Consider the following 13306-nt stretch of genomic DNA (forward strand, 5'->3'; position numbering starts at 1 on the left):
GCGTCGTCCGCGTGGCCCGCGCGGTCCGCCGTGGCCGTGCGGCGCCGGAGGAGTCCCCCGGAAGGGACACCCGGGCAGGAAACGGGACAGCCTCGCGGGTGCGCCGGGCGGGACGGTTAGGCTCGGGGCGGAAAGTCGTCCCAGACGAAGGAGAAACCTCGTGCCGTCCATCGACGTCGTCGTAGCCCGCGAGATCCTCGACTCGCGAGGCAACCCCACCGTCGAGGTCGAGGTCGGCCTCGACGACGGCAGCACCGGCCGTGCTGCCGTGCCGTCCGGCGCCTCGACCGGCGCCTTCGAGGCGCTCGAACTGCGTGACGGCGACGCCGCGCGCTACAGCGGGAAGGGCGTCGAGAAGGCCGTCCTCGCGGTCATCGAGCAGATCGGCCCGGAGCTGGTCGGCTACGACGCCACCGAGCAGCGGCTGATCGACCAGGCGATGTTCGACCTGGACGCCACCGCCGACAAGTCCTCGCTGGGCGCCAACGCCATCCTGGGCGTCTCGCTGGCCGTCGCGCACGCCGCCTCCGAGGCGTCCGACCTGCCGCTGTTCCGCTACCTGGGCGGGCCGAACGCGCACCAGCTGCCGGTGCCGATGATGAACATCCTCAACGGCGGTTCGCACGCGGACTCGAACGTCGACATCCAGGAGTTCATGATCGCGCCGATCGGCGCCGAGTCGTTCTCCGAGGCGCTGCGCTGGGGCGCCGAGGTCTACCACGCGCTCAAGGGCGTGCTCAAGGAGCGCGGCCTGGCCACCGGGCTGGGCGACGAGGGTGGCTTCGCGCCGAACCTGGGCTCGAACCGCGAGGCCCTCGACCTGATCATCGAGGCCGTCCAGAAGGCCGGTTACAACGCGGGCCAGGACATCGCGCTGGCGCTGGACGTGGCCGCCTCCGAGTTCTACGAGGACGGCGTCTACGCGTTCGAGGGGCAGAAGCGCTCCGCCGCCGAGATGACCGAGTACTACGAGCAACTCGTCGCGGACTACCCGTTGGTCTCCATCGAGGACCCGCTGTTCGAGGACGACTGGGCGGGCTGGAAGACCATCACCGACAAGCTCGGCGACAAGGTGCAGCTCGTGGGCGACGACCTGTTCGTCACCAACCCCGAGCGACTGGCCCGCGGTATCGAGGAGGGCATCGCCAACGCGCTGCTCGTCAAGGTCAACCAGATCGGTTCGCTGACCGAGACGCTGGACGCGGTCGAGCTGGCCCAGCGCAACGGCTTCAAGTGCATGATGTCGCACCGCTCGGGCGAGACCGAGGACGTGACGATCGCCGACCTGGCCGTCGCCGTCAACTGCGGCCAGATCAAGTCCGGCGCCCCGGCGCGCTCGGAGCGTGTCGCGAAGTACAACCAGCTGCTGCGTATCGAGGAGATCCTGGACGACGCGGCGGTCTACGCCGGTCGTTCGGCGTTCCCGCGCTACAAGCGCTGACCGCCGTACGCCGCGCCGCCGGTGCCCTGCGCCCCGCCCCCTCCCGGGGCCTGGGGGGCAGGGCACCGGCGACACCGTTCGCACAGCTTCGGCAGGTGGACCGCAGGGGAGAGGTATGGGAGCGGACCGGGACCGTTTCTCCACCGCGACGCGCCTGCGCGCGCTCGGCGCCCAGGCCGCCGAGCGGGTGTACCGCGCCCAGGGCCGCACGGTCCGCACCCCGCGCAAGGGCCGGCTCACCGGCCGGGCCGCGCTCCTCGCCCTGGTGGTGTGCTCCCTGGTCGTCGCGCTCGCGTACCCGACCCGGCAGTACATCACCCAGCGTTCGCAGATCGCCGACCAGCGCCGGCAGGCCGAGCAGGCCCGCGCGGAGGTGAAGCGGCTGCGCGAACAGCGGGCCCGCTGGCGGGACCCCGCCTACGTGGAACGGCAGGCCCGTGAGCACCTGCACTTCGTCCGCCCCGGCGAGACCGGCTACACCATGCCGGACGGTACGGCAGAGGTGCGCCGCCCCCGCGAGCACGAGGCGGAGGACCGGCCCTGGTACCAGAACCTGTGGGACGGTGTGGACCGCGCCGACCAGGTCGGGTGAGCGGCCTGCCCGCCGCGCCCCTTCCTCCGGGCGGGCCACTGCCCGGCACTGCCCTGCCGCATGACGATCGACCGCACGACGACCGAACCCTCCTGACGACCGAAGCGAAGCGACGAGCACCTCAGCCATGGACACCCCACCGCCCCGCACCGAGCCGACCGCGCCCACCGACGCGGACATCGCCGCCTTCAAGGAGCAGCTCGGCCGCCCGCCGCGCGGGCTGCGCACCATCGCCCACCGCTGCCCCTGCGGGCTGCCCGACGTGGTGGAGACCGCACCCCGGCTGGAGGACGGCACACCGTTCCCCACCACGTACTACCTGACGTGCCCGCGCGCCGCCTCCGCCATCGGGACGCTGGAGGCGAACGGCGTCATGAAGGAGATGACGGCGCGGCTGGCCGAGGACGCGGAGCTGGCCGACGCCTACCGCGCCGCGCACGAGGACTATCTGGCCCGCCGCGACGCCATCGAGGAGCTGGTCGGCTTCCCCAGCGCGGGAGGTATGCCCGACCGGGTCAAATGCCTGCACGTGCTGGTGGCGCACTCGCTGGTCGCGGGCCCCGGCGTCAACCCGCTCGGCGACGAGGCGCTGGCGATGCTGCCCGAGTGGTGGCGCAAGGGGCCGTGCGTGGCGGTCCCGGAACAGACGGCGGAATCCGAGGAGGCCCGGCCGTGACGACGAACCGTGTGGCAGCCGTCGACTGCGGCACCAACTCCATCCGCCTGCTGGTGGCCGACGTGGCGGTGTCCGCCGACGGCACCCAGGGCGGACTCACCGAACTGGACCGCCGGATGGAGATCGTCCGGCTGGGGCAGGGCGTGGACCGCACCGGACGGCTGGCACCCGAGGCGCTGGAGCGGACCTTCGCCGCCTGCCGCCGCTACGCCGAGGTCCTCACCGAGTTCGGCGTACCGCCCGAGCGGACCCGCTTCGTGGCCACCTCCGCGTCCCGCGACGCGGAGAACCGGGACGAGTTCGTCCGCGGCGTGCTGGACATCCTCGGCGTCGAGCCGGAGGTGATCACCGGCGACCAGGAGGCCGACCTCTCCTTCACCGGCGCCACCGAGGGCCTGGCACCCGGCACGTTCCCACCGCCGTACCTGGTCGTGGACATCGGCGGCGGCTCCACGGAGTTCGTGCTGGGCACCGAGCACGTCGAGGCGGCCCGCAGCGTCGACGTGGGCTGCGTCCGGCTGACCGAGCGCCATCTCACGCCCGGCGGCGCCCGCACCGAGATCCCGACCGCCGACCAGATCGCCGCGATCCGCGCCGATGTGCACGCGGCACTGGACGAGGTGGAGCGGACGGTGCCGCTGGACCGGCCGCACACCCTGGTGGGGCTCGCGGGCACGGTCACCACGCTCGGCGGCATCGCGCTGGAGCTGGACGCCTACGACTCGGCCCGCATCCACCACTCCCGCCTCCCGCTGGCGCAGGTCCGCGAACTCACCTCCCGGCTGCTGTCCGCCACCCACGACGAACGCGCCGCCATCCCCGTCATGCACCCGGGGCGGGTCGACGTGATCAGCGCCGGAGCCCTCGTCCTGCTGACGCTGATGGAGCGGATCGGCGCCCAGGAGGTCGTGGTGAGCGAGCACGACATCCTGGACGGCATCGCGCACAGCTGCGCCGCGGGGCGCCCCTGACCCAAGGCGACGGCCCGATCGGCGCTCCCGGCGGACTTCCGCCGGGAGCGCCGCCGTGTGCGGGCGGTGTCGCCCGGTCGGTGTCGGCCGGTCCACAGGGGGCACGAGTCACGGGGGAACAGGGCACGATACGGCGGCCGGGCGGCCTCGTCGTTCGCCGGAGACGGTCACCCGGCCGGCCCTACCATCGGAAGCGACAGCCACCAGGCCCGAAACCGCTGAGGTGCACACGTGAGCAACTGGGCTGATCTGACGACTGGCAAGCGCATCAAGGCCCTGCGGGGCTCCGACCTCACCCAGCACGAACTCGCCGAAGCCGCAGGCGTCTCCTACGCCCTGGTGCAGAAGGCCGAGCAGGACCGCGGGGAGCTGTCCGTCGGATCCCTGCTCAAGCTCGCCCGCGCGCTCCGCACCGACGTGGCCGTCATTCTCGGGCAGCAGGCCCCGCGCCGGGGCATGAGCAGGGACACCAGGGCCGCTGTCCGGCGGCTCTCCGAGGCGGTGCACGACAGTGCGCTCGGCGGGTGGGAGGGCATCGAGGAGCCGAGCACGCTCGGCCAACTCTCCGCCGCGCACGACCGTCTGGGCGCCGCCTACTGGCAGGGCTCGTTCGGGGAACTGAGCGAACTCGCCGCCAAGGTGCTGCTCGAAGGGCGAGCCGAGTACGCACGGGCCACAGGGCACGAGCGGGAACAGTTCGCCTCGCTGCTCGCCGCCACCTACCAGTTCGCCTCCTCGGCCGCGCTCCTCCTCGGGCAGCGGGACCTCGCCCTGAGCGCCCTCACCTCAGCGCGTCACCTGGCGGCGGACTCGGGCGACGAGGTGCAGGCCGCGCTCGTGGACTCGACGCTGTCCTGGATCTCGCTGCGCAGCGCCAGAATCCAGCGGGCGGTGTCCGTCGCCGAGCAGGCGGCCTCGCGGATCGAACCCTCGTTCAGCCGGGCCTCCCGGCCCCGGATGGTCGCGTACGGGCGGCTCATGATCTCCGCGGCCGTCGCCGCGTCGCGGCAGGGCGACTCCGTCTCCGCGGACGACTATCTGTCGCAGGCCCACGCCGCGGCCGCCCGGCTCGGTGCGGACACGGCGATGTACGGCACACACTTCGGACCCACCATGGCGAACACCGAAGCCGTGGGCGTCGCGGTGGCGCTCGGCAACCACGGAAGGGCGCTGCAGCTGGCGGCGCGCACCCAACTGCCCCGCGCCATGCCCAAGCTGGCCCGCACCCGCTACAAGCTCGACGTCGCGCTCGCGCAGTGCTCGGCCGGGCTGTACGACCAGGCGGGCGACACTCTCGTCGAGGTCGGTCTCGACGCGCCGGAGTGGGTGCGGCACCAGGCGCTGCCGGGGGTCATCGGCCGGCGGATCGCGAAGGTGTCGACGGCGCGGGTCCGCAGCATCGGCGAGGCGATCGGGGTCCCGCTGGTCGCGTGACGCCGACGCGGCGTAGGAGTCGGCCGGACACTCGTTGCGCTGGTCCTACGTCGGATCTCTTCACCCTGGGTGAGCGAGGCGACACGATTGATGCATGGTCAGCAGCGAGCAGGGACTCAGGAAGCGGCCGACTCCGGCCCGGCGCACCGAGGGTGAGAGGCGGCGGCGGCAGGCTCTCGCGGATCACGCGACCGGTCATGTACCGGGCGAGGGCCCCGTGCCCGCCCGCGTGGCGAAGGTCGACCGCTTCCGCGTGGTGGTCTACCTGTGCGCGGCGGCGAACTCCGACATCGCGGGGCCGCGCGAGGAGTGCCTCGCGTACGCCGGGTCGTTCGGCTGGCAGATCGTGGACGTGGTCGAGGACCGCGTCGGACTGCTTCCCCCGGAGGGACGCGAGGGGCTGGCCCGCGCCGTGGAACTGGTCGAGGAGCGGAAGGCCGGTGCGGTGCTCACACCGTGGCGCTCGATGATCTCGACCATTGCGCAGGAGTACGACGAGGTGGCGCGGAGCGTCGAGAAGGCGGGCGGCTTCCTGCACGTCATGGGCGCCGACCGGGCCCGTCCGCACACTCCGTGCTGACGCCGCGCCGGGCGCGGGGTGCCGCATGGGCGTGAGGCCGCTGGAGCTGTGGGCCCGGTTCGACTTCCGCCGAGGGTCCTGCCACCGCTGCGAGCGTACGAACCTGCCGGTGGCGTGCCTGAGGACGATGGAGGCGCGCGGTGTCACCGTCCCCTTCCGCGCCTGTCACTGGTGCGTCTTCCGGGTCGAACAGCTCCATTGGGTCGAGGCCGAGCGCGCTCGACTCCGGGCCAGCGGGCCCGTGCCGGAGCAACAGCCCACCCCACACCGACCCTCGCGGCGGGCGCTGTGCGTGCCCGGTGTCCCGCTGCGCATCGGGCGCCTCCGTACCGGCGGCGCCCGCACAGACTCCGCCCCGGCCGGGTCCGTGGCTCCCCATCCGGCCGGGGCGGAATTCCGAAGCACCGCACGAGGAACACCGATCAGGAGGTACCCAGTGGACGCAGTTCCGTGGCTGACGCGGGCCGATGGTGGCAACCCGCAGGATGACAGCGACTCCGGCAACAAGCACGGGGGCGGCGGTTCGGACGAGGGCGGCAACACCTCGGACGGCCAGGGCCCGGCGGACGGCGAGTGACCGAGGCGGAATCCGGCACCCGGGAGGCCGGCCCGGACAGGCTGGCCTCCGTGCTGGTGGACAAGGGTGCCCTGACGCCGGACTGGCTGCCCGCCTACCGGGCCGTGCCGCGGGCCGCGTTCGTCCCCGACCGGCTGTGGCCGGGCACGGCGGGCGGCAACCGGCAGGGCGAGGTGATCGACCGCCGGACGGACCCGGCGCTGTGGTGGGAGAAGGTGCACAGCGACATTCCGCTCACCACCCAGTGGGACGACGGCACGCAGCCGGGCACGGCCAGGGGCCGGGCTCCGACCTCGTCCAGTTCCATGCCGACGATGGTGTTCTCGATGCTCGCCGCCCTCGGCGTGGCGGAGGGGAACCGGGTGCTGGAGATCGGCACGGGAACCGGCTGGAACGCGGCCCTGCTCGCCCACCGGCTCGGGCCGGGCAACGTGGTGACGGTCGAGGTCGATCCGGCCGTCGCCGAGGGAGCGCGGCGCCGCCTCGCGGCGGCGGGGCCCGTACCGGTGTCGGTCGTCGGCAACGGCGCGCGGGGCCATGCCGCCGGAGCGCCGTACGACCGGATCATCGCCACCTGCGGGGTCTCCCGGGTGCCGTACGCATGGATCGAGCAGGCCGCCGCGGGTGCCGTGCTCGTCGTCCCGTGGGGCCCGCCCTACGGCGGGCAGGCGGTCGCGCGGCTGACGGTCGGCGAGGGCGGGATCGCGACGGGGCCGTTCGTCGGTTCCTCGGCGTTCATGCGGCTGCGGGACCAGCGCGACCGGTTCCCGCCGACCCGGCTGTTCCCCGGCGCGGAGGACTGGCCGGGTGCGGCGCAGCGGCGCACGACAGCGCTCTCGCCGGACAACATGGGCGCCTGGCACCACATGTTCACGCTGGGCGTGCAGGTGCCCGATCTGTTCTGCCGCGTCGAGTGGGGCACAGGCGGGGCATACCGGCTGCGGCTCCTCGACATGGGCCGCACGTCCTGGGCGACGGCCGATTTCGAACCCGGTCGCGGCGAGTTCGAGGTCGCCGAGTACGGACCGCGCCGCCTGTGGGCCGAGGCCGAGGCCGTCCTGTCCTGGTGGCGCGAGCACGGCGAGCCGGGGTTCGCACGGTACGGGCTGACGGTCACCCCGCGCGGTCAGCGGGTGTGGCTCGACCACCCGGACAACCCCGTACCGGTGCGGGTGCCGTAGCGGCGTAGCCCCTCGCACCGGCCCGGCGGCGGCCACCCGTGGTGGGGCCGGGCCGGGCCGGGGTCAGTCGGCGGGGTGCTGCTCCGCCTGCCGGATCCGGTCGCGGTACTCGCGGGCGGCGGCGCGCAGTGCGGCCTCGGGGTCGACGCCTTCCCGTTCGGCCTCCGCGGCCAGCGCCAGCAGGGCGTAGCCCACGCCGGCACCGGCGCCGTCCCCGGGGGCGGGCAGGCCGGCCGTGCGGGCGCGGCCCGCGAGCTTGGCGGCGAGCGAGAGGGCGGGCTGGCCGAAGGGGACGCCCTCGGTCACCGAGGTCCGCTCGGTCTTCTCCAGCGCCTTGCGGCGCTGCCAGTGCGCCTCGACCTCCGCCGCGGTCTCGGCGACGTCGTCGCCGAAGACGTGCGGGTGGCGGTGCACCAGCTTCTCCACCAGGGTGGCGGCCACGTCGTCGATGCCGAACGGTTCTTCGGGGTCGTCCTGGGCGATACGGGCGTGGAAGACGACCTGGAGCAGGACGTCGCCGAGTTCCTCGCGCAGCTCGGCGCGGTCGCCCCGTTCGATGGCGTCGATCAGCTCGTAGACCTCCTCGACACCGTACTTGAGCAGGTCCTCGTGGGTGCGCAGCGCGCTCCACGGGCAGTCGCGCCGGATCCGGTCCATCACCTGGACGGCGTCCAGCAGCCGGGCGCCGGGCAGGTCGTAGGAGCCGGGCAGCAGCTCCAGATCGGGCATGGCCTGCCGGCCGGAGCCGGCCAGCCGGGCGAGGCCGTCGGTGAGCGCGGCCTCCCCCTCGGCGGTGGCCAGTACCACGACCGACCGGCCGCCGCCCTGTGCGCAGTCGGCGACCAGCTCCCGTGCGTCCAGTTCGACGCCCGCCTCGGTCTTGACCCCGGCGTCCCGCACATAGGGGAGCTGCGGGTGCGCCGGGTCGGCGCACAGCACCCGGTCGGCGCCGCGCAGGGCCTCCCAGGCAGGCCAGGAGAGCAGTCCGGGCGCCACCCGGTGGGTGGTGGTGAGCAGGACGACGCGGCCGGTCTCGGGGATCTCGTTCACCCTACGAACGTAACCCGGACGGCGTCCGGCCCGGCCTACGGTCCCGCGAAGGCGTCGCCTCCGCCGCCGCGCCCCGCCTCACCTCGTCACATCTGCTGCGGGCGCTGCGCCGCCTCGCCGCTCAGGTCCCGCAGCCACGGGGTCTTCGCGCCGGTGAGGGTGGAGCGGTCGGTGTCCCACCTGCCGTAGCGCGGGTTCACGTCGATGTTCATCTTCTTGGACGTCGCCGACAGCTCCTTGGTGAGCCGCTGGTTCCCGTCCGGCGACGTCGGGTCGATGCCCTTGGCCTTGGCGATCTTCTCGACGAGGAGCTGCATGCGGATGCGGTCGTCGATCTCGTCCGGCGCGACGCTCTGCTGGCGCAGCAGTACGGCCTTGAGCTGCTTGCTGCCGCCCGCCTGCATCTCGAGCTGCCCGCGGACCCGCTGGACCTCGCGGCGGCTGACGCCCACCTTCGCGTCGCGGGCGGCCTGCGCGACGATCCGCTCGCGGATCATGCCGTCGAGGGTGGCCCGGGTCAGCTTGCCGCTCTGCTTGATCATCTGTTCGCCCTGCGGCGTGGCCCGCTGCGCGTCCCGCACGGCCCCCACCCGGGACTGGAGCTGCCCCATGCTGATCCGGTCGCCCTTCACCAGGGCCGCCGCGCCCGGGTGCGCGTCGTCGCCGCACGCGGTGAGCAGCGGGGCCGCGGCGACGAGTGCCGCTGCGGCGGAGAGGGTGAGCGCGGACCTGCGGTGACGGCTTTCCATGGGGCCTCCCGGCGGCGGCGAGGGTCGCGCGTCCTCGCACGACCTGGCGATGATCGATGGTAGGGAGTCGAACGGGTCCATGACCACTGGTTCGACTTGAGTTCCTCCCCACGGCTAGGGCCGGGGGATTCCGACCAGCGGAATCGCTGGTCGGACCGGTACTGCCTCACGGGGTCCCGGTAGTTCCTGTTTCACCGACCGGGTGGCCCCGAAGTCTCCACAGGCTGAGACGGCCGCCCCGGCCGCCTTGAGGATGTTGCGTGCGGCGTTCACGTCGGCGTTCTGCCGGTACCCGCAGCCTACGGCTTTGCACACGAAGGCCGATTGGCTCTCTCGGTTTCCTCCGGTGGCGAAGCCGCAGGCGGAGCACCGCTGCGACGTGTACGCGGGATGGACCTTCACCAGTTCGGTGCCCGTGTACCGGGCGGCGTTGGCGAGGGCGAGTTCGAGACGGTGCCAGCCCTTGTCAAGGATGGCCCGGTTGAGGCCCCGCTTCTGGGAAACCTGCTTGCCCGGCTTCTGGCGGGTGCCGGAGGCGGAAGCCGTCATGTTCTTCGTCTTGAGGTCTTCGAGGACCACCACGGCGTTCCGGGCCGTGAGCCGGTTTGCCAGGTGTGCGCAGAAGTCGGCCCGGCGGTCAGTGACCCGGCCCATGATGCGGTTCATGCGGGCGAGGACCTTGCGGCGGTTCGCGCTGCCCTTCTTCGTGCGGGCAAGCTGCTGCTGCAAGCGCCGGTACCGGGTCTTCTCACCTTCGGTGACGAACTGCCGGTCGTGGAAGTCGCCGTCCGATGTGGTGGCGGCCACGGCAACGCCTCGGTCCATGCCGACCGCCGTGTTCGGCATGGCGTGCTGCTCGGGCGTCGTCTCCTGGGTGGAGACGAGGAAGGAGAGGTACCAGTGCCCGGACCTGCGGGACACGGTGGCCGACCTGACCTCACCGCCGAGCGGGCGTGACCAGCGGAAGGTCACCCAGCCCAGCTTAGGCAGCTTCGCCCGACCCCACTTGCGGCCGAGGCGTTCGACGGTGATGAGGTTCCCGGCGGGGAACCGGAACGAGGGGGACCAGCGTGCCTTCGAGCGCCAGCGGACCCTGAAGGCGCCGTGGTCCCGGCACGCCTTGTCCAGGTCCTTGAGCGTCTGCTGGAGGACGTGAGAGGGGGCGGCCCTGAGCCAGGGGTGTTCCTTCTTGGCGTCGGCCAGCTCGGCGACCTGCGGCACGTAGTTCATCCACGCGCCGCGCCGCCGGTACTGGCGCCGCTGGTCGAGGCCGGTGTTCCACACCGCCCGGCAGATGTTCCCGAACTCCTCGCACATCTCCGTCTGCTCGGCGTCGAGCGCGAGCCGGTACTTGCGGCCGGTCAGCATGGTTCACCTCCCCTCAGACGTTCTTCTGGTTCTCGACGTACTTCTCCACCACATCCAGCGGAGCCCCACCGACCGTGGCCGCGAAGTAGCTGTTCGTCCACAGCGTCGGCAGACGCGACTTGAGAGCGGGGAACTCCTCACGCAGGACGCGGGACGAGCGGCCCTTCATCGCCTTCACCAGCCGGTGAACGCCGTACTGCGGATCGACCTCAACAAGCATGTGGATGTGGTCGGGCATGACCTCAAGCTCGACGAGCCATGCCCCCTTCTCCTCGATGACCTCGCGGACGATCTGCTTCAAGCGCTGCTCGATGCGACCTTCCAGCACGCGCCGTCGGTACTTCGGGCACCACACGATGTGAAAGGCACACTGGAACGTCACATTGCGGTTGGACCGCAGGGTGACTGCCATAACGCCACTATACAGCTTCAAGCTAACTAACGATGACCTGGTCAAGGGCATCGTCGTGAGGCGGCTATCCCCACGACTAAAGCCGGGGGTCTGCGCCGCTAACGCTTCCGATCAAATCGACTAACGATTCGGGAGCAGTTGGGTAGCTGCCCGTACAGCAGTGCGACACCGATACCGGCAGCGGTACGAGCCGTGCGCCGGACCTGCGCCGTACGGACCCGGCCGGGACGCCGCCGTTCGCGGCCCGGCCGAGGAGGCTCACTCCACCGCGGTGAGCAGCTCGTCGAGGGCCGCGCGGATGGCCTCGTCCTCGGTGAAGGCGCGCCGGCCGCTGAAGTGGTGGAGGCGCCGGTCGCAGGCGGGCAGGTGGCGCAGGAGGTCGGCGGCGGGCCGGGCGGCGGGACCGATGCGGGCCAGATGACGCACCGCGGAGAGCATGACGGGCTGGTAGGCACCCTCGGCCAGGCCCCGCACCGCCGCCAGGAGGACCGGGACGGTGTGCTCGGTGTCACCGGTCGCTGCCCACAGGGCGTGCGCGGCCTCGACGTCGGTCCAGTCGCCGGGGGGACCGGCCACCGTCCGGAGGCGGTCCGCGAAGGGAGCGGCGTGCGGGCCGAGATCGGCCAGCTTGCGCAGGGCGGGGTGGGGGAAGCGGCCCTCGGTGGCGGCGGGCACCAGCACCCCGAGTGCGGGGCCGGGGTCCCCGCCGACCCGCCAGTACGTCCAGGCGGCGAGTTCCGCGTCCGTCCCGGTGGCCGCGGCCGACCGGGCCAGCAGCAGTTGCCGGCCCGCGTTGCCCGCCGGGCCGATTCCGGCCAGGGCTGTCGCCGCCGCGGTCCAACCGCGGTCGTCGGCCAGCAGCTCGAGCAGGCGGGGTACGGCCGCTTTCGCGGCGGGCCCCCAGGCGGCGAGCACGTCGCACAGCTGCTTGAGCGCGCCGGGGTCCGTGGTGCCGGCGAGCCGGTCGCAGATGCCGGGCAGCAGCAGCTCCGCGTGGTCCGGGAGCGCGCTCAGCACCTCGGCGAGGTCCGGGAGGCCGGTGTCGTGTCCCGAGCGGACGCTGCTGTAGCAGGACAGTGCGAAGCCGGACCGGTGGCCGGCCACGTACGCGGCCAGCCCCGGAACACACCGCGGATCGTTCATCCGGGCCAGCGCCCACAGGGCTGCCTGAGCCACCGACTCCCCCGTCCGGGTCCGCCGGGCGGCGGTGTCGCCGAGCAGCGCGGCGACCGCGTCGGCATGGGCGGCGGCCGACGGGCCGAGGCAGGCCAGCAACCCGGCTGCCCGGTACCGCACTTCGGTGTCCGGATCCTCCAGCCGGGCCGCGACGGCCGGCAGCAGGGCCTCCCCCGGCGACCGCCAACGCGCCAGCAGCCCGCCTGCCTGCGCCAGACCGCCGGCCCGCTGCTCCGCGTCGGGATGATCGGCCAGCAGACCCAGTGCGAAGGCGGGAGACGCGCCGGCGAACAGTCCGGCGGTCCACTGCTGGACTCCCTGCACCCCGGTCTCCATCGTGCTGCTGCGCCGCCACAGCTCCACGCTCGGGGCGCGGACGGCGTCCAGCACGGTGTCCAGCCGGCTCGCCGCCAGGCCCGGCGCGGCGGGCGCGAGCGCGTGCACGGCCGCGAGGCGGAGCTGGGGCTCCGGGGCGTCGAGCAGCGCCCGGAGGAGGGTGTCGACCTCCTCGGCCCGGTCACCGACCGGCTCCCGGGCGACCGCCGGGCCGAGTGCGAGGACCAGGTCGAGGCGGTTCACGAGGTCGCTCTCCGCCTGCCAGCAGCGCAGCAGCGCGGGCAGCAGCAGGGCACCGGGACTGGCGCAGAAGCCGACGGCGGCCGTCGCGGCTCGCCGCACCTCCGGGTCGGGATCGGCCAGCAGCGCGAGGACGTCGGGCAGCAGGCGTTCCCAGGTCGGTGCCCAGCCGGGAGCCAGGAACCTCTCGGCGACCTGACTCTCCTCGCCGGCCAGCATCGCCACCAGGTCCAGCACGGTGAGCCGGCACCGCACCCGGGAGGCGGAGGCAAGGCGCAGCAGGAACGGCAACGCGGCCGGGGCGGCGGAGCAGATCCAGCCCCCCTGGTGGTAGAGGAGGTTGTGCAGTTCGAACGCGGCCTCCTCCGCGTCCTCGGGGTCCGGACCCGCGCAGCGGCGCAGCAGACCGGGCACGTCCTCGGCGGAGCCGTAGTTGTGCCGCAGGCCCGCCCAGTCGACGGCTTCCAGCCCCTCCCACAGGGGCGCCGGCTCCACCGCGGGACGAGCCGCGGGTGACGGGTTC

Annotated in this window: 13 protein-coding genes; 8 read left to right on the forward strand and 5 right to left on the reverse strand. The window is 73.1% G+C overall.

Annotated features, from left to right (window positions below):
* Nucleotides 1-160 precede the first annotated feature (160 nt).
* The 8 genes from eno (at nucleotide 161) to ACFYNS_RS23560 (ending at nucleotide 7452) form a co-directional block, all read left to right on the forward strand.
* Nucleotides 161-1441 (forward strand): phosphopyruvate hydratase, encoded by a 1281-nt coding sequence (gene eno, locus ACFYNS_RS23525; protein ID WP_276475755.1) that lies wholly within the window; start codon nucleotides 161-163, stop codon nucleotides 1439-1441.
* A 115-nt stretch (nucleotides 1442-1556) separates the two neighbouring features.
* A complete protein-coding gene (locus ACFYNS_RS23530; protein ID WP_360294189.1) occupies nucleotides 1557-2033 on the forward strand; it encodes a septum formation initiator family protein in 477 nt (158 codons plus the stop codon).
* A 127-nt stretch (nucleotides 2034-2160) separates the two neighbouring features.
* Nucleotides 2161-2709, forward strand: a complete 549-nt coding sequence (locus ACFYNS_RS23535; protein WP_388604927.1) for a DUF501 domain-containing protein — start codon at nucleotides 2161-2163, stop codon at nucleotides 2707-2709.
* The gene (locus tag ACFYNS_RS23540) at nucleotides 2706-3680 is read left to right on the forward strand and encodes an exopolyphosphatase (RefSeq protein WP_388604929.1); all 975 of its coding nucleotides are present in this window, start codon (nucleotides 2706-2708) and stop codon (nucleotides 3678-3680) included. Before ACFYNS_RS23535 ends, ACFYNS_RS23540 begins: the two co-directional genes overlap by 4 nt.
* A gap of 231 nt (nucleotides 3681-3911) precedes the next feature.
* Nucleotides 3912-5114, forward strand: a complete 1203-nt coding sequence (locus ACFYNS_RS23545) for a helix-turn-helix domain-containing protein (protein WP_388604931.1) — start codon at nucleotides 3912-3914, stop codon at nucleotides 5112-5114.
* A 94-nt stretch (nucleotides 5115-5208) separates the two neighbouring features.
* Nucleotides 5209-5694, forward strand: a complete 486-nt coding sequence (locus tag ACFYNS_RS23550; protein ID WP_360294179.1) for a hypothetical protein — start codon at nucleotides 5209-5211, stop codon at nucleotides 5692-5694.
* Nucleotides 5695-6130: 436 nt separating this feature from the next.
* Entirely contained in the window at nucleotides 6131-6271 is a 141-nt protein-coding gene (locus tag ACFYNS_RS23555; RefSeq protein WP_019356961.1) for a hypothetical protein, read from the forward strand.
* Nucleotides 6268-7452 (forward strand): methyltransferase domain-containing protein, encoded by a 1185-nt coding sequence (locus ACFYNS_RS23560; protein WP_388604933.1) that lies wholly within the window; start codon nucleotides 6268-6270, stop codon nucleotides 7450-7452. Before ACFYNS_RS23555 ends, ACFYNS_RS23560 begins: the two co-directional genes overlap by 4 nt.
* 63 nt (nucleotides 7453-7515) lie before the next feature.
* On the opposite strand, the gene ACFYNS_RS23565 is transcribed toward ACFYNS_RS23560, so the two are convergent.
* The 5 genes from ACFYNS_RS23565 to ACFYNS_RS23585 all read right to left on the reverse strand — a co-directional run bounded on the left by ACFYNS_RS23565 (nucleotide 7516) and on the right by ACFYNS_RS23585 (nucleotide 13278).
* The gene (locus tag ACFYNS_RS23565; RefSeq protein WP_388604935.1) at nucleotides 7516-8502 is read right to left on the reverse strand and encodes a nucleoside triphosphate pyrophosphohydrolase; all 987 of its coding nucleotides are present in this window, start codon (nucleotides 8500-8502) and stop codon (nucleotides 7516-7518) included.
* Between the two features lie 86 nt (nucleotides 8503-8588).
* Nucleotides 8589-9251, reverse strand: coding sequence for a SurA N-terminal domain-containing protein (locus tag ACFYNS_RS23570; RefSeq protein WP_360294170.1), 663 nt, complete (start codon nucleotides 9249-9251; stop codon nucleotides 8589-8591).
* Nucleotides 9252-9365: 114 nt separating this feature from the next.
* Nucleotides 9366-10619: a transposase gene (locus ACFYNS_RS23575; protein WP_276475763.1), complete on the reverse strand. Its 1254-nt coding sequence runs from the start codon at nucleotides 10617-10619 to the stop codon at nucleotides 9366-9368.
* A gap of 13 nt (nucleotides 10620-10632) precedes the next feature.
* On the reverse strand, nucleotides 10633-11031 hold the full coding sequence (tnpA, locus tag ACFYNS_RS23580) for an IS200/IS605 family transposase (protein WP_069991001.1): 399 nt from the start codon (nucleotides 11029-11031) through the stop codon (nucleotides 10633-10635).
* A gap of 258 nt (nucleotides 11032-11289) precedes the next feature.
* Nucleotides 11290-13278, reverse strand: a complete 1989-nt coding sequence (locus tag ACFYNS_RS23585; protein WP_388604937.1) for a hypothetical protein — start codon at nucleotides 13276-13278, stop codon at nucleotides 11290-11292.
* Nucleotides 13279-13306: the final 28 nt, after the last annotated feature.

The organism is Streptomyces sp. NPDC006925, assembly GCF_042869575.1.
Classification (GTDB): Bacteria; Actinomycetota; Actinomycetes; order Streptomycetales; family Streptomycetaceae; genus Streptomyces.

What these genes read in the sequence shown, in the direction of transcription:
- ACFYNS_RS23530 (WP_360294189.1), top strand. Translation starts at nt 1,557, where the DNA reads ATGGGAGCGGACCGGGACCGTTTCTCCACCGCGACGCGCCTGCGCGCG.
- ACFYNS_RS23535 (WP_388604927.1), top strand. Translation starts at nt 2,161, where the DNA reads ATGGACACCCCACCGCCCCGCACCGAGCCGACCGCGCCCACCGACGCG.
- ACFYNS_RS23550 (WP_360294179.1), top strand. Translation starts at nt 5,209, where the DNA reads ATGGTCAGCAGCGAGCAGGGACTCAGGAAGCGGCCGACTCCGGCCCGG.
- ACFYNS_RS23570 (WP_360294170.1), bottom strand. Translation starts at nt 9,251, where the DNA reads ATGGAAAGCCGTCACCGCAGGTCCGCGCTCACCCTCTCCGCCGCAGCG.
- ACFYNS_RS23575 (WP_276475763.1), bottom strand. Translation starts at nt 10,619, where the DNA reads ATGCTGACCGGCCGCAAGTACCGGCTCGCGCTCGACGCCGAGCAGACG.
- tnpA (WP_069991001.1), bottom strand. Translation starts at nt 11,031, where the DNA reads ATGGCAGTCACCCTGCGGTCCAACCGCAATGTGACGTTCCAGTGTGCC.